Annotated in this window: 14 protein-coding genes; 8 read left to right on the top strand and 6 right to left on the bottom strand. The window is 73.8% G+C overall.

All coding sequences use genetic code 11. The annotated features are described in order from the left end of the window. Positions 1 to 82: 82 nt before the first annotated feature. The 5 genes from LUZ64_RS14645 (at position 83) to LUZ64_RS14625 (ending at position 5,890) form a co-directional block, all read left to right on the top strand. Positions 83 to 1,450, top strand: coding sequence for a SidA/IucD/PvdA family monooxygenase (locus LUZ64_RS14645; RefSeq protein ID WP_095578416.1), 1,368 nt, complete (start codon positions 83 to 85; stop codon positions 1,448 to 1,450). Next, positions 1,447 to 2,715 (top strand): NAD(P)/FAD-dependent oxidoreductase, encoded by a 1,269-nt coding sequence (locus LUZ64_RS14640; protein ID WP_232390071.1) that lies wholly within the window; start codon positions 1,447 to 1,449, stop codon positions 2,713 to 2,715. The genes LUZ64_RS14645 and LUZ64_RS14640 overlap by 4 nt, the downstream gene beginning before the upstream one ends. Continuing rightward, entirely contained in the window at positions 2,712 to 4,031 is a 1,320-nt protein-coding gene (locus LUZ64_RS14635; protein WP_095578415.1) for a hypothetical protein, read from the top strand. Before LUZ64_RS14640 ends, LUZ64_RS14635 begins: the two co-directional genes overlap by 4 nt. A gap of 85 nt (positions 4,032 to 4,116) precedes the next feature. Further along, positions 4,117 to 5,031, top strand: a complete 915-nt coding sequence (locus LUZ64_RS14630; RefSeq protein WP_232390070.1) for a VOC family protein — start codon at positions 4,117 to 4,119, stop codon at positions 5,029 to 5,031. A 55-nt stretch (positions 5,032 to 5,086) separates the two neighbouring features. Then, positions 5,087 to 5,890, top strand: coding sequence for a thioesterase family protein (locus tag LUZ64_RS14625; protein ID WP_095578414.1), 804 nt, complete (start codon positions 5,087 to 5,089; stop codon positions 5,888 to 5,890). A 90-nt stretch (positions 5,891 to 5,980) separates the two neighbouring features. Here the strand turns inward: LUZ64_RS14625 and LUZ64_RS14620 are convergent, their stop codons facing one another. Next, positions 5,981 to 6,526 (bottom strand): ATP-binding protein, encoded by a 546-nt coding sequence (locus LUZ64_RS14620; protein WP_232390069.1) that lies wholly within the window; start codon positions 6,524 to 6,526, stop codon positions 5,981 to 5,983. A gap of 288 nt (positions 6,527 to 6,814) precedes the next feature. Between LUZ64_RS14620 and LUZ64_RS14615 the strand changes: the two genes are divergently transcribed. From LUZ64_RS14615 to LUZ64_RS14605, 3 genes are read left to right on the top strand one after another with little or no spacing between them, the layout of a single operon-like run. Beyond that, complete coding sequence (locus LUZ64_RS14615) at positions 6,815 to 7,669, top strand: helix-turn-helix domain-containing protein (protein ID WP_095579097.1); 855 nt, start codon at positions 6,815 to 6,817, stop codon at positions 7,667 to 7,669. Then, positions 7,666 to 7,908: a DUF397 domain-containing protein gene (locus LUZ64_RS14610; protein ID WP_308251422.1), complete on the top strand. Its 243-nt coding sequence runs from the start codon at positions 7,666 to 7,668 to the stop codon at positions 7,906 to 7,908. The genes LUZ64_RS14615 and LUZ64_RS14610 overlap by 4 nt, the downstream gene beginning before the upstream one ends. Beyond that, positions 7,883 to 8,074, top strand: a complete 192-nt coding sequence (locus tag LUZ64_RS14605) for a hypothetical protein (RefSeq protein ID WP_095579096.1) — start codon at positions 7,883 to 7,885, stop codon at positions 8,072 to 8,074. Before LUZ64_RS14610 ends, LUZ64_RS14605 begins: the two co-directional genes overlap by 26 nt. Positions 8,075 to 8,096: 22 nt before the next feature. Here the strand turns inward: LUZ64_RS14605 and LUZ64_RS14600 are convergent, their stop codons facing one another. The 5 genes from LUZ64_RS14600 to LUZ64_RS14580 form a co-directional block, all read right to left on the bottom strand. Beyond that, positions 8,097 to 8,741: a LuxR C-terminal-related transcriptional regulator gene (locus LUZ64_RS14600; RefSeq protein ID WP_095579095.1), complete on the bottom strand. Its 645-nt coding sequence runs from the start codon at positions 8,739 to 8,741 to the stop codon at positions 8,097 to 8,099. Continuing rightward, positions 8,705 to 9,997 (bottom strand): sensor histidine kinase, encoded by a 1,293-nt coding sequence (locus LUZ64_RS14595; protein ID WP_232390066.1) that lies wholly within the window; start codon positions 9,995 to 9,997, stop codon positions 8,705 to 8,707. Before LUZ64_RS14595 ends, LUZ64_RS14600 begins: the two co-directional genes overlap by 37 nt. Positions 9,998 to 10,096: 99 nt before the next feature. Next, positions 10,097 to 10,315, bottom strand: coding sequence for a hypothetical protein (locus LUZ64_RS14590; protein WP_095579093.1), 219 nt, complete (start codon positions 10,313 to 10,315; stop codon positions 10,097 to 10,099). 282 nt (positions 10,316 to 10,597) lie between these two features. Continuing rightward, complete coding sequence (locus LUZ64_RS14585) at positions 10,598 to 12,295, bottom strand: acyl-CoA mutase large subunit family protein (protein ID WP_232390065.1); 1,698 nt, start codon at positions 12,293 to 12,295, stop codon at positions 10,598 to 10,600. Positions 12,296 to 12,971: 676 nt separating this feature from the next. Then, a complete protein-coding gene (locus LUZ64_RS14580; RefSeq protein WP_095583146.1) occupies positions 12,972 to 13,985 on the bottom strand; it encodes a hypothetical protein in 1,014 nt (337 codons plus the stop codon). Positions 13,986 to 14,853 lie beyond the last annotated feature (868 nt).

Below are 14,853 nucleotides of genomic sequence, written 5' to 3'. Positions count from 1 at the left end.
CGCCGGAAGGCCGGTCGAAAGACCGGCCGGACGGCCTCCGCACGACGTTTTACGTACGCGATATGCCGAAGGTGCGTGAGCAATGACGGATCAACAGATCTACTCCGTGCTGGGCGTCGGGTTCGGCCCGGCGAACCTCTCCCTCGCGGTGACCCTGGAGGAGCTCGGCTGGACCGGCCGGTCACGGTTCGTCGAGCGGGCCGGTGACTTCCAGTGGCAGGACGAACAGCTGATCGCCGGCGCGGACATCCAGAACAACCCCTTCCGCGACCTCACCATGCCGCGTGACACCGGCAGCCGCTACACCTTTGTCAACTACCTCGCCTCGCAGGGCAGGCTGACCGACTACCTCCACCTCAACACCAAGTTCCCGCTGCGCCGGGAGTACGCGGGCTATCTGCGCTGGGTGGCCGACGCGTTCCGCGGTTCGGTGGACTACGGGCAGTCGGCGACGCGGCTCTCCGTGGTGGACACGGCCGCCGGAGAGGTGTTCCGGCTGGAGACCGGCAGCGGCCGGGAGTACCTGGGCGAGAAGGTCGTCATCGGCACCGGGCGCTCGCCGCGGATCCCCGCGGTGTTCCAGGGCAGCCTGGGGTCCTCCGTCTTCCACGCGACCCGGTACCTCAGCTCGATGCGCCGCCTGAAGGGCCGCGACCTCAAGGTGGCGGTGGTCGGCGGGAGCCAGAGCGCGATCGAGATCGTGCTCGACCTCCTCAACCGGCCGGACGTCGGGCAGGTCGTGTCCGTCCAGCGCGGCATCGGGTTCCGGCTGAAGGACACCAGCCCGTACAGCAGGCGGGTCTTCCTCCCGGAGTTCATCGACTACTTCTATCCGCTCCCGAGCGAGGCGAAGCAGCGGATCCGCGCGGAGCTGCGCTCGATCAACTACGCGGCGTGCGACCAGGACGTGATCGACCGGCTGGCGAGCGTGCAGCACGAGTACGAGCTCATGGGCTCGGACCGGCTGCGCATGATGACCTTCTCGGAGGTCGCCGAGGTCACCCCGCACGCGGGCGGCGCCGTCAACCGGCTCACGGTGCGCGACGTCCACCACGGGACGCTCAGCGCCTACGACGCCGACGTCGTGATCCTGGCGACGGGCTTCCGGGACTTCGGCCTCGGCCCCGACGACGAGCACTACCACCCCCTGCTGGAGGGGGTGGCCGACCGGCTCGCGCTGAACGACTACGGGCTGCCGGCCGTGGCGCGCGACTACTCGGTGCCGGTGAAGCAGTCCTACGGGCCGCGCCCGCTCCGCCTGTACCTCAACGGCCTGTGCGAGGCGAGCCACGGAATGGGGGACGCGGGGGCCCTGGCGGTGCTCTCCGCCCGGTCCACCGACATCGTCGAGTCCCTCATGCTCGAACCGGACGCCGTCCCCGGGCGGGACGGGCGGCCGGCGGCGGACGGGCTCCTCACCGAGCGGCTGCGGGACGAGGCCCTCCGGTGACGACGCCCGACGGTGCCGCCGGCGGCCGGGGCGCGGGTGGCACCGCCGCCGGTGGCACGCCCTCCGGCGGCTCGCCCCCTGACGGCACCTCCTCCGGTGGCCGGGGCGCGGGCGTCAGGGCCTCTGACGGTCGTCACGCCGACGCGAGGGCCGACGCCAGGGCCGACGCCACGGTCGCCGACGTCGCCGTCATCGGCGGCGGGATCATCGGCCTGGCCACCGCCGAGCGCCTCTCCGCCCACGGCCTGTCGGTCGTCGTCATCGACGAGCGCGGGCCGGCGGGCGGCGTGACGGGCGCGTCCGGCGGACTGGTCCGGGCGCTCGACCTCTCCGCCGCCCACTCCTGGGCGGCGGAGGGGCTGGACCGCTACCTGCGGCGCGGGCACCACGGCCGCTGGCCCGCCGTGCGCGAGACCGGCGGCCTCACGCTCTTCGGCGCGGACGACTCCGCGCGCGCGGCGGAAGGCGTCGAACGGGTCCGGGCCACGGGCCACACGGCCGAGCTCCTCGACGCCCGGCAGATCGCCCGCGCGTTCCCCGGTCTGACCCCGCCCGAGGGCTTCACCGGGGTGTACGAGCCCCGCGCGGGCTGGCTGCCCGCGCGGGAGACGGCCGAGGCGATGCTGCGCGACGCCGGGTCCGTCACCTTCCTCGGCGGGGTACGGGCACTGGAGATCGTCACCGCGCGTGCGCGCGTGACGGGCGTCCGCACCACCGCCGGCCTTCTGACCACCCCCGCGGTACTGCTCGCCGCGGGGGTCCACAGCACGGAGCTGGCACGGACCGCGGGCGTGGAACTGCCGCTGCGCACCCGGTCGGTGAGCTTCTGCGTGTTCGCGCCGCGCGGCCGGGAAGGCGGTGGCCCGGAAGGCGGCGGCCCGGACGTCCCCGGCCCGCTCCCGACCGTGCTCGACACCACGACCGGGGGCTGGCTGCGCCGGTGGGACGACGGCACGGCCGTGCTGGCCGGGGTGCCGTCCCCGGTGCTCGACGTCCTCCCGACGGTGACCCGGGGAGTCTCCGCCGCCGAGGAGGAGCGCGTACGGGCGGTGGCGCGCCACCGGTACCCGCGGCTGGCCGACGCGGCCCTCGTCGACGGGGTGACCGCCCACGACGCCCTCGCGCCCGGCGACGTGGGCACGGTGACGGCCTGGCCGGACCCGTACGGGCTGGTCACCGCCACCGGCTGGAACGGCGGCGGCTTCAAGCAGGCACCGGCCTCCGGGCGGTACGCGGCGGAGCTCGTCCGCGAGGTGCTCGCATGACGCCGGGCGGGGCGCGGACCCGCCTCGACCGGATCCGGGCCCGCTCCGGGGCGGCCCGCCTCAACCCCACCGATGAGATGCTCCTCGGCGCGGAGCGGTCCCTCGGCTCGTCCCGCGTCGTGCAGGTGCTCTGGCGGCTCCCGGCCCCGGTGTCCCCGGAGGCCCTGCGGGAGGAGTGGCACCGGCTGGACCGCGGCAGGCTCAGCCGCAGGCCCGTACCGGCCGGGTTCCCGGGCGGCCGCCGCGTCTGGGTCCCAGCGCCCAACACGGAGCCGCCGCGGCACCACGCGGCGGCGCTGACCGACGCCACCGTGCCGGACTGGCTGGACGAGCAGGTACGCGCGCCGCTCCCGGCGGGCTCCTCGACGCTGTGGCGGCTCGCGGCGGCGCCGTACGGGGCGGGGGCGCTCGTCTCGCTCACCGTGCCGCACTTCCGCTCCGACGGGCTGGGGATCTTCACCGCCCTCGGCGCGGAGGGGCCGGTACCGGCATGCCGTGCGGGCGGTGCCCCGGGAGCGGCGGCGCGGGAGTTGGCGGGCTGGGCGGCCCGTACCCTCGCGGACCGCGAGGAGCGGAGCCGCCTCGTGTCCGCCCTGCGCACCGCGCCGGGGCTCCGGGCCGCCGGCTCGGCCCCGCGCTTCTTCACGACCGCGTTCTTCGACCTGGACGCGGCGGCGTGGGAGGAGCGGGCGAGGGCGCGCGGCGGCACGGCGAACAGCCTGTTCGTCGAGATCGCCGCCAACCTCGTACGCGCCCGGGTGCCCCGGGCCGGCCGCGCGCCGCTCCGGGTCGGGATCCCGATGGACCTGCGGCGGGGGCCGGGCGACGAGCGGGCCAACGCCCTGGTCGTCGTCCCCCTGGAGGTCCCGGCGGGCGAGCCGCAGCACACGGACCTGCGGCGGACCCGGCTGGAGACCAAGGACGCGCTGGCGGGGTCGGGCGAGCACAGCACGACGCTCGTGCCGGAACGGCTGTGGCACCTGCTGCCGGGCCGGTACGCCGCCCGGCTCAAGGCGCCCGGTTCGCAGGCGACGGACGTGGTCGCGTCCAACTTCGGCGAACTCCCGGAGCACGTCACCCGGTTCGCGGGTCAACGGGCGGACCGCACGGCCCTGCGCACGATGAACGTGCCGGGCGTCGTGCCGGAGCGGGCCGGGCTGCGCGCGTCGCTGTGCCTGGTGCGTACCGGGGAGCGGCTGACCGTGACGGTGACGGGGATGCCGGACCACTTCGGCGACGCGCGGTCGCTGCGGGACGCCGTCACGGAGGAGTTCGCGGCGTGGGGGCTGCGGGCGGAGGCGTGGTGGACGGCCTGAGCCACGGAAGCCACGGGGGCCACGGAGGCCACAGAGGCCACAGAGGCCACGAAAGCCACGGTCACGACGAGAAGGAGAGACGAGCATGCCCGACAGCACCGTGACGGGAAGCACCCTGCCGGGAGGCGCGGCCGCGTCTCCCCCGACGGCCTCGGACCGGTGGTTCCGGACATGGCCGGACTCGTCGGTCCTGGACCGGCCGCGGCTGATGGCGAGATCGCTGATCGACCTCGCCGACCTGGACGATCAGATCGTGTTCTACGAGCGCCTCCTCGGCGTCCCGGCCGACCTGCGCATGCCGATCCCCGACTTCGGCGGGCTGGAGCTGGCGGCGGTGGGCAACCTCCTGCTGATCGCCAGTGAGCGGCCGTTCACGCCGGTCCAGCGGCGGACGGCGTACTCGCTGATCGTGCCGTCGCTGGCGGGCCAGCTCGCCCTGCTGGAGCGTACGGGCACGAGCGTGCTGGAACCCGTCGAGACGATCCTGCCGGGGTCACGGGCCCGGGTGCGCTATCCGGACGGGCTGCTCGCGGAACTGGTCGAGCACCGTCCGCGGCCGGGCGAGCGGCCCGCCCCGCGCCCGGGAACGGCCGTGCCGGAGCCGGTGGCCACGGGGGTGCGGCTGTTCCCGCGCCGCGCCGTCCCGGCGGAACGGTTCGCGGACGCCGTGCGGTTCTACGAGACGGCGCTGGAGGTGGAGGCCGGGACGGAGGCCGGGGCTGGTTCCAGGGCGGAGGTGCTGCCGGCCGGTCCGGACGGCCGCCCCGGGCCGGTGCTCGTGGGGAACCTGCTGCTGGTCGCCCACGACGGCCCGGCCGAGCCCGTCGCGTTCGCCCTGCTGGCGCCGTCGGCGGAGAAGGTCGCCGCGCTCGCGGGCACGGGACGGCCCCCCGGGCGGACCGTGGGCGGCCGCACGGTGATGCCGCTCGCGAGCGGGGTGTCGGCGGAGGTGTGGGAGGGGTTTCCGGACCCCGCCGCCGAGGCCGGGCGCCGGGCCTGAGACTGTGCGTAATGACGGTGGCCCGACGGGCCGTTGGGACAGCTGAGGAGCGTTGATGACGTCTGGCGCGGTGGGTCTGCCCGAGTCCTTCTACCGGTGCGTGGGTGACGGTCGTTACGAGAGTACGAGCGCCACGGCCGGCCCGTGGAGCCCGGACGCCCAGCACGCCGGACCCCCGTCGGCCCTCCTCGGACGCGCCCTGGAGCGGCACGAGGCCCGTGAGGGCTTCCGGGTCGCGCGCGTCACGCTGGAGATACCGCACCCGGTGCCGGTCGGCGAGCTCCGGGTCGACGTGCGCACGGTCCGTGGGGGCCGGCGCACGGAGCTGGTCGAGGGCGAGATCAGCTCCGGCGGCCGGACCGTCATGCTCGCGCGGGCGTGGCGCGTCGCCGAGAGCCCGAAGGACACGCCCGCCCTCCGCCCGGAGCCGACCCCGCCGCCGCTCCCCGGCCCGCAGCCCGCGCACGGCATCACCGGCGCCCACCTCGACGGCTACGTCTCGGCGATGGAGTGGCGCTTCGTCCAGGGCGGCGGCTTCGACACCCCCGGCCCGGGCGTGGCCTGGGCCCGCCAGCGCGTCCCCCTCGTCGCGGGCGAGCCCGACACCCCGCTCACCCGCGCCCTCACCCTCGCCGACAGCAACTGGGCCGTCGCCTTCGAACTCGACCACACGCGCCGCCTCGTCATCAACACGGACGTCACGCTCGCCCTGCACCGCGACCCGGTCGGCGAATGGCTCTGCCTGAGCGCCGCCACGTCGGCGAGCCCGTCGGGGTCGGGGCTGGCGGTGGGTCGGCTGGACGACGCGGAGGGGGATTGCGGGCGGGTGGTGCAGACGCTGCTTGTCGCTGAGCGGTGACGGGGTTGGGGGCGGGGGTCGGGGGCGGGGGTTCTTCCCCACCCCGCCCCTTCCCGAAAGTCCTCAGACGCCGGACGGGCTGGGTCCGCTTCAGCAGCGTCGCTTGCCGTAGGTCTTGGCCCCGGTTTCGGGGAGGGTGGCCCAGACCTTGGTGCCTTCGGTGGTGGGGGTGGGGTCGGTGATGCCCCAGGTTCCGTGGCATTCGCGTACGACGCAGGCAAGGAGGAGCAGGAGGCGCTTTCTGCTGCTGGTGCAGTGTGCGGCGTGGGTGGGGTCGGTGTGGCTGCTGTGGGGGTCCCAGGTGGTGAGGCGGAGGATGCCTTCGCGCCAGCGGAGGGAGTAGTAGAGGTCCTGTCCGGGGGCGAACAGGGCTCCGCAGGTGACGAGTTCGGTGATGACCTGGAGGGCTGGGTCGACGAATACGGCCAGGTCGTGGCCGTAGAGGGCGTTACGGACGGTGTGGCGGGCGACGGCCGGGGAGCGGGGTTCTCCGGGGACGGTGAAGCTGTACGCGAGACGGGCCCTGGGGGCGGGGGCCCCGTCCGGGGCGGGGTGACGTACGACGTCCTGCGTGATCAGTGGGCAGAGGGTGAGGGGTTCGACGGGGGTGAGGGGTGTGGAGGTGTGCATGGGCATGCGGCAGCTCCGTGGTGAGGGAGTTGGGTGTGGGGTACGCGCCGCCATGACGCGTCGGTGGCTCGGCCCCGGCCTCGGGGTGCGCTTCCGACTCGGCGACGCCGCAAGGCAGTTGGGCAGCAGCAAGCCGCCCCACCACCTTGCGTGAGAGGTACCTCACACAAGGTAGGGGCAACAATGCAGGGGTGCAACGTTGCCTGACGGAGTTCCCTCCAACGGGGACGGAGGTGGACCACGGCCGCGCGCGGGCGCCACACTCGCTCAGCAGGAACGACGGAGAAGGAAGTCATGCCGCTGAGGAGCACAGCCACCGCCCGACAAGAACGTCTAGGTATCGAGCTACGAAGAATGCGGGAGGCCGCCGGGATCACCGCGCGCGAGACAGCGAAGCTGCTCGGCACAGACCCGGGCAAGGTCAGCCACATCGAGTCGGGCCGTCTAGGCGTCAGCGAGGAGCGCCTCCGGCGCCTCGCCGCGTTCTACAGCTGCGTCGACAGCGACCTCATCGACGCGCTGGCGGCGATCACTTACGAGCAGCGCGGCCAAGGATGGTGGGAGGAGTACCGAGGAGTCGTGTCACTTCGCCTGCTCGACCTAGCCGAACTGGAATACCGGTCCACCGGGCTAAGCCACTTCGAGGTACTGCACATCCCCGGGTTGCTTCAGACCGAGGAATCCGCGCTGGCTATCTTCGCCTATGCCGTGCCCGAATTGCCCACGCCCGACGTCGAGTCGCGATTGGCCTTCCGCATGCATCGGCAGAAGGCGCTTGATCGGGACCCATCGCTACCGTACGAGGTCATCATCCATGAGGCCGCGCTGCGCACCAAGGTGGGGACAACAGCGATCGCCCGGGCCCAGCTCCACCACATTCTGACGGCTTCCGAGCGTCCCAACGTGACTCTCAGAGTCGTACCGTTCAAGGTGGAAGGCTTCGGCGGTACCGGCTTCTCCATGCTTTACGCGAACGGGCCCGTTCCGCAGCTGGACACCGTGCAGATCGACGCCGCCCACGATTGCGTCTTCGTGAACAATCACCCGCAACTAGCCAAATACCGTCTCGTGCTCGACAAGATCAGGTCAGCATCACTGCCACCCGGCAGGTCGCGTGACCTGATCCGCCAGGTCGCGCGGGACCTGTGAAAGGCCTGGCAGTGCCTTCATCCATCGCATGGCAGAAGTCCTCGTACTCCGGCGGAGGCGACAACAACAACTGTGTCGAGCTCGGCTGTTCCTCTACTTTCGTCCAACTCCGTGAGAGCGCAACACCCGCCGTCACCCTCACCGTCACCCCCCACCGCCTTTCGGGCCTCATACGCACCGTCAAAGCGGGCCTCCACGACGTCAGGAGCACCGATGACCGATATCACCTGGGACGATGAGATCTGCGGAGAGGCCGCGAACTGCTTCCGCATAGGCACTGACAGCGTCGGCAACGCCTACATCGCCGTCCGCGGCGCCGAGGACCACTACATCACCGACTCCCGGGAAGCCCTCCGCGATCTGATCCGCGAGATCAAGGCGGGGAAGGCGGACCATCTGCTCTGAGAGCCGCGCGGCAGCGGCTGCGTCACCGTTCCAAATAGGCCAGAACCGCCAGCACCCGCCGGTTGTCCGAGTCACACGCGTGCAGCCCCAGCTTCGGGAAGATGTTCCCGATGTGCTTGGCCACGGCCTTCTCCGTGATGAACAGCGCCTCCGCGATACCCGCGTTGGAGCGGCCTTCCGCCAGCGCCGCCAGAACCTCCCGCTCGCGCGGCGTCAGGCTGCCCACGCCCTGGTCCCGGTCCTTGCTGGAAAGCAGCTTCGTGACGACCTCGGGGTCCATGACCGTGCCGCCGTCCGCCACGCAGCGGATCGTGCTCATGAACTCGGCGCCGTTGGAGACCCGGTCCTTGAGGACGTAGCCGACCGCGCCCGCGCCGTCCGCGAGGAGTTCGCGGGCGTAGAGCGGCTCCACGTACTGGGAGAGGAGCAGGACCGGGAGGGCGGGCAGGTCGCGGCGGGCCGCGAGGGCCGCGCGGAGGCCCTCGTCGGCGAAGGTCGGGGGGAGGCGGACGTCGACGACGGCGACGTCCGGGCGGTGGGTGGTCAGGGCGGCGAGCAGGTCCGGGCCGTTGTCGACCGCGGCCACCACCTCGTGGCCGAAAGCGCCCAGCAGGCGTATCAGGCCGTCTCTCAGCAGGAAGTGGTCTTCGGCGAGGACAACACGCACGGGATCTCCATCGTCACCATGGTCGGGCCGTTGAGGGGGCTGCTGACGGCCAGGACGCCGTCGAACGTGGCGAGCCGCCGCTCGATGCCCCGCAACCCCGTGCCGCGCGAGATGTCCGCGCCGCCGCGGCCGTCGTCCGTGATGCCGACCCGCAGCATGCCGTGATCGTAACGGAGGTCCAGCCAGACCCGGTCACCGCCGGAGTGCTTGGCGGCGTTGGCCAGGATCTCGGACACCGCGAAGTAGACGGCCGACTCCACCGGCAGTTCCGGCCGGCCCGGCAGGTCGACGGTGACCTCGGCGGTCAGCGGGCTGACCATGGCCAGGGCGCGTACCGCGTCGGCGAGGCCGCGGTCGGCCAGTACGGGCGGGTGGATGCCCCGGACGAGGTCGCGGAGTTCCTCCAGGGCCTTGGACGAGGACTTGCGGGCCTCGATCAGCAGCGAACGCACGGCCTCCGGGTTGGAGTCGAGGAGGTGCTCCGCCGCGTCGAGGGTCATGCCCATCGCGACCAGCCGGGCCTGCGCCCCGTCGTGGAGGTCGCGCTCGATACGGCGGATCTCGGCCATCTGCGTGTCCACCGCGTCGGAGCGGGTCACGGACAGGTGCTCGATGCGGTCGGCCATCCGCGCCGTCTCGCTCGGGGCGAGCAGCCGGCGGGTCCAGGCGCCGTGGGCGCGGACCGTGCGCGGGGCCAGCCACAGGGCGAGCGGCAGGTGGAGGAGGCCCAGCACGCCCGCCAGCATCGCCGTCGTCGGTCCCTCGACCGGGATGAAGTCGAACCAGAGCCCGTCCCACTCGGCCGACAGCTCCGGCCCGAAGAAGGCCAGGCCCATGCCCCAGAAACCGCTCAGGATCAGACCGATCGGCAGGAACGCCAGCGCCACGCCCACGATCGGGTCGAGCGTCACCCACAGCCAGTCCCGCCAGGTCTGGGTGTCATGGGCGATCCACCGGCAGCGCGACAGGAACCCCTCGTCGGCGGGCTTCGGCGCGTACGGGACCGGTATCGGCCTCCCCGACCACGCGCCGGCCAGCTCCCGCTGCCGGTTGGCCACCCGGCGGACGCCGCCCACGACCGCCGGAACCAGCAGCAGCCCCACCCCGGGGAGCGAGAACAACACCAGGGAGACCAGGAGCGACATCACCGTCGCCCTGATCCCCAGCCCCCACAGCCTCAGCGACCGCCCCAGGCCGCGCATCCCGTCCGCGAACACACCGCCGCCTGTCGTCTCCACGACCGCGATCCCACCCATCTGACCTGCACCTTCCCCCATGAACGACGGCCCGGATCAGGCCGCGTCGTCATTATGTGGGCGCCCGGCGCACGGAGTCGGTGGGAAAAACTCCCCTGTTCAGAAGAGCTGCTGCTGCCCGTCCATCGGCGGCTGCTCCGGGTCGAACAGCCTCGGCTCCGTCGACAGCAGCGGCGCCGAGCGGCGCGAACCGGGGCAGGAGATGAGCTCGTACGAGAACGCGGGGCGGCGGCCCGGCGGGTCGTGGCGGGCGTAGCGGCCACCGACGACGGCGATCTCGCGGGAGCAGACGGGGCAGGTGCGGCGGGGGGAGGACATCCCACCAGTGTCTCGCATGCGGGGATCCGTGCGGGTCAGGGTGCCGCTGCGCGGGGCCTTTCCCCAGCCCCGCCCCTTCCCGAACCGGGGCTCCGCCCCGGGCCCCGGTCCTCAATCGCCGGACGGGCTGATTTCAGCCCGTCCGGCGATTGAGGACACCGCGCGGCAGCGCGGAACCGGGGGCCCGGGGAGCTCCCCGGTTTCGGGAAGGGGCGGGTAGGGGACAAAGCCCCGCGCAGCGGCACCCGCACCCGCACAACCCACCCGCACAACCCCCCGCCCTCAGAACCGCTCCGTCGGCTCGTACGTCCCCCACACCCCCCGCAGCACCCCGCACACCTCCCCCACCGTCGCCCGCGCCCTCAGCGCGTCCTTCATCGGGTACAGCACGTTGGCCGTCCCGCCCGCCGCCTTCCGCAGCTCCGCCAGCGCCGCCCGCACCGCCCGCCCGTCGCGCTCCGCGCGCAGCCGCTCCAGCCGGGCCACCTGCTGGGCCTCGATCGCCGGGTCGACGCGCAAGGGTTCGTACGGCTCCTCCTCGTCCAGCCGGTAGCGGTTGACGCCGACGACCACCCGTTCGCCGCCGTCGGTCTCCTGGGCGATGCGGTACGCGTTGCGCTCGATCTCGGACTTCTGGAAGCCGTCCTCGATGGCGGCCACCGCACCGCCCCGGTCCGCGACCCTCCTCATGAGGTCCAGGGCGGCCTCCTCGACCGCGTCCGTCAGCGACTCCACCGCGTACGAACCCGCGAACGGGTCCACCGTCGCCGTCACGTCCGTCTCGTAGGCCAGCACCTGCTGGGTGCGCAGGGCCAGCCGGGCCGCCTTGTCCGTCGGCAGGGCGATCGCCTCGTCGAAGGCGTTGGTGTGCAGGGACTGGGTGCCGCCGAGGACGGCCGCCATCGCCTGGACGGCCACCCGCACCAGATTGACCTCGGGCTGCTGGGCGGTGAGCTGGACGCCCGCCGTCTGGGTGTGGAAGCGCAGCATCAGCGACCTGGGGTCGCGGGCGCCGAACTCCTCGCGCATCACCCTCGCCCAGATCCGCCGCGCCGCCCGGAACTTCGCGACCTCCTCCAGGATCGTCGTACGGGCCACGAAGAAGAACGACAGGCGCGGCGCGAGCCCGTCGACGTCCATGCCGGCCGCGACGGCCGTACGGACGTACTCGACGCCGTTCGCGAGGGTGAAGGCGATCTCCTGCGCGGGCGAGGCCCCGGCCTCGGCCATGTGGTAGCCGGAGATCGAGATCGTGTTCCACCGGGGGAGCTCGGCGGCGCAGTATCGGAAGGTGTCCGCGACCAGCCGCAGCGACGGCTTGGGCGGGAAGATGTACGTACCGCGGGCGATGTACTCCTTGAGGACGTCGTTCTGCACGGTCCCGGTGAGCGCCTCCGCCGGTACGCCCTGCTCCTCGCCGACCAGTTGGTACATCAGCAGGAGCAGCGCGGCCGGGGCGTTGATGGTCATCGACGTGGAGACCTCGCCGAGCGGGATTCCGCCGAAGAGCACCCGCATGTCCTCGACCGAGTCGACGGCGACGCCCACCTTGCCGACCTCGCCGCCCGCGAGCGCGGTGTCCGAGTCGTGGCCCATCTGCGTGGGCAGGTCGAAGGCGACGGACAGGCCCGTACCGCCGTGGGCGATGAGCTGCCGGTAACGGGCGTTGGACTCGGCGGCGGTGCCGAATCCGGCGTACTGGCGCATGGTCCAGGGGCGGCCCGTGTACATCGTCGGGTAGACGCCGCGGGTGAAGGGGTACGCGCCGGGGGCGCCCAGCCGGTCGGCGGGGTCCCAGTCGGCGAGGGCGTCGGGGCCGTAGACCGGCTCGACGGGGAATCCGGACTCGGTCAGGCGTGGGGGGTGCGGGGCGCGGCCGCTCGCTGTGTCCCGTGCGTGCTTCGGCTCGGCCTTCGCCTTCGGTTCCGCCTCCGGCTTCAGTTCCGCGTCCGGTTCCGGCTTCGGCTCCTGGGTGCCCATCGGCTACCGCCTCCCGCTCCGCTGGGGCTGTGTTCACCAGCATGCGCCGAGGGGTGGGGCGGGGACAGCCCCGACATGCGGGGCGGGTGTGGGGGGCGCGGGCAGGGCCGGGGGAAGAGCCCCGCCCGCGCCGATGCGCAGGAGCCGACGGTATGGGGGGAACTCCGGCTCTTGCGCGGCCGATGACCAGTCGGCTCACTTCTTACAGCGCCGGGCGTCGTGAAAATGTCACGGGGGGTGTGGCGGCGGGGTGCGGTGCGGGTGCCGCTGCGCGGGGCTTTGTCCCCTACCCGCCCCTTCCCGTAACCGGGGCTCCGCCCCGGGCCCCGGTTCCGCGCTGCCGCGCGGTGGCCTCAAACGCCGGCCGGGCTGGATTTCGCTCCTGCATGAGGTCGGCTCTCCGCAGGCTGGATTGCGCCCTGTCCGAGGTTGACCTTCCGCTGCACCAGGGGCGGGCTGTCCTGCCCGAAGGCCCGAGGGGGGCGGGGAGCTCCCCGGGCCCCGGTCCTCAAGTGCCGGCCGGGCCGAGTTCAGCCTGGCCGGCACTTGAGGCCCACCGCGCGGAGCGCGGAAAAGGGGGCCCGGGGGCTTGCCCCCGCCACGCGGCGGAGCCGCACATCGGATGCAGCGGGAAGGGGCGGGGCCGGGGACAAAGCCCCGCGCAGCGGCACCACCCCTACGTGCCCCGCGCCTCCGAACCGCCCGCACCCACCGGCACACCCGGAACCGGCAACGGCAGCGGCAACACCGGCGCCTGCGGCGCACCCCCGAGCCCGGACGCCGTACCCGTCACGCCACCCTTCGCCGGAAGGTTCCGCAGCCCGCCCAGGCCGCCCCCGCCGTCCAGGAGCTTCTCGCAGTACTTGCGGATCGCCGCCGCGCCGGCGCCCGCCGAACGCTCCAGCGTGCGGATGTCGTTCTCATCGACAGCGTCACCGCGGCGCTGCTGGGCCGCCAGGTAGTCGCGGCACAGGCGGGCGGCCAGGGTGGTGGCGTTCTTACCGGCGTCGGTTTCCTTGCCGTCGTCCTTACGGTCGTCGCGGTCGTCGTTCCGGTCGCCGTCACGGCCGTCGCCGTCGCGGTCCTCGCGGGTGCCGCCGTCGTGGTGGCGCGGTGTCTCCGAAGGGGACGCGCCGGGCCCGGCGTTCCTGCCGCCGCCGTGTCCGGCGCCCGTCTCGGCGCCGGGCGTGGCGGAGGCCGACGGGCGGCCGCTCTCACGCGGGCCGCCGTCCTCGCCGCGCGACGGGGTGGATCCCGGGGCACCGGGCTCCGTGGTGCCCGCGCCGCCGTTCTCCAGGGCGGACACGCTCGCGCCCGCCGCCGGTTCGCCGCTCGACCGCTTGAAGGGTGCCGGGAGGACGCCCGTACCGGCGGCCACCGCGACGCCTCCGAGGGCGCAGCCGGCGAGCGCCATCGCCACGCCGACCTCGACGGGCCGCCAGCGCCTGCCGAGCCGCCGCCGGCGGCCGACGCCGATCGCGACGACGGGGGCGTGGTCGCCGCCGGAGATGTCGGAACCGTCAGAAGCGTCAGAAGCGTCAGAACCGTCGGGGCCGGAACCGGAGTCGCCGGAGTCCGCGACGTCGGAGCGGACAGCGCCTGGACGGACGGAATCGGAACGGACGGCGCCGGAACGGACAGTGCCGGATCCGACGGCTTCGAAACCCGCGGCGCCGGAGCCGGGCGTCACGGACCCGGGCGTCACAGACCCGGGCGTCACAGACCCGGGCGTCACAGACCCGGGCGTCACGGACCGGGGCGTCACAGACCCGGGCGACCCAGCGCCAGGCGTCACAGACCCGGGCGACCCAGCACCAGGCGTCACGGCCCCGAGCGACCCAGCACCAGGCGTCACCGCACCGGCAGCGCCGGAACCGTGCGTCGGCGTGGCCCCGGACGCGTCCGTCCCCGCCACGTCGACGCGCGTAGGTCTCTCCGCCGAACTCATCGGCGCGGCCCCGAAGGAGGCCGCTCCGGCCGTGTGTCCGACCCCTGTCACCGGCTTCGGCGCGGCCGCGGCGCGGGCGGCGCGGAAGGCCGCCACCGCCGCTTCCTCGCCGGGCAGCGGGCGGCCGGGGGCCGCGGGGGGCGGGGTCAGGGAACGCAGAGCCGCGAGCAGGGCCGCCGCCTCCGGCGGAACCGGCCGGGGACGCGGGGTCGCGGGCATGCCCGGAGTCGGCACCGCGCCCGGCGCCGGGCGCCTGCCCGAGGTCACCCCGGCGCCCGGGCCGTCCGGCGCTCCGCGGCCGTCGGGCGTGCCCGGGCCCGCGGGCATACCCGGGTCGACAGGCATGCCCACGTCGGCAGGCATGCCCGGCTCGACACGCATACCCACGTCGGCAGGCACGCCGAAGTCCGACCGCGCGTCCGAAACCGCCGAGGCGTCGGCGTCCATCCACGCGCCCGAGCCCGCCGAGGCATCAGCGCCCATCCACGCGCCCGAGCCGTCCGACACGTCCGAGCCCGACCGCGCGCCCGGCGTCCCCGGGGCTTCCGCGTCCGCTCGCATGCCCTTGGTCCCGGACGTGCCCGGCGCCGCGGGCGTACCCGGCCTCGGC

This window comes from Streptomyces albireticuli (assembly GCF_021228125.1).
GTDB classification, from domain to species: Bacteria; Actinomycetota; Actinomycetes; order Streptomycetales; family Streptomycetaceae; genus Streptomyces; species Streptomyces albireticuli.
The sequence above is the reverse complement of the archived record's forward strand: the minus strand, read 5'-3'. Positions and strand labels throughout refer to the sequence as shown.

Coding starts and splice junctions, on each gene's coding strand:
- LUZ64_RS14625 (WP_095578414.1), top strand. CDS start 5,087: ATGACGTCTGGCGCGGTGGGTCTGCCCGAGTCCTTCTACCGGTGCGTG.
- LUZ64_RS14615 (WP_095579097.1), top strand. CDS start 6,815: ATGCCGCTGAGGAGCACAGCCACCGCCCGACAAGAACGTCTAGGTATC.
- LUZ64_RS14590 (WP_095579093.1), bottom strand. CDS start 10,315: ATGTCCTCCCCCCGCCGCACCTGCCCCGTCTGCTCCCGCGAGATCGCC.
- LUZ64_RS14645 (WP_095578416.1), top strand. CDS start 83: ATGACGGATCAACAGATCTACTCCGTGCTGGGCGTCGGGTTCGGCCCG.
- LUZ64_RS14595 (WP_232390066.1), bottom strand. CDS start 9,997: ATGGGTGGGATCGCGGTCGTGGAGACGACAGGCGGCGGTGTGTTCGCG.
- LUZ64_RS14585 (WP_232390065.1), bottom strand. CDS start 12,295: ATGGGCACCCAGGAGCCGAAGCCGGAACCGGACGCGGAACTGAAGCCG.
- LUZ64_RS14605 (WP_095579096.1), top strand. CDS start 7,883: ATGACCGATATCACCTGGGACGATGAGATCTGCGGAGAGGCCGCGAAC.
- LUZ64_RS14620 (WP_232390069.1), bottom strand. CDS start 6,526: ATGCCCATGCACACCTCCACACCCCTCACCCCCGTCGAACCCCTCACC.
- LUZ64_RS14635 (WP_095578415.1), top strand. CDS start 2,712: ATGACGCCGGGCGGGGCGCGGACCCGCCTCGACCGGATCCGGGCCCGC.
- LUZ64_RS14630 (WP_232390070.1), top strand. CDS start 4,117: ATGCCCGACAGCACCGTGACGGGAAGCACCCTGCCGGGAGGCGCGGCC.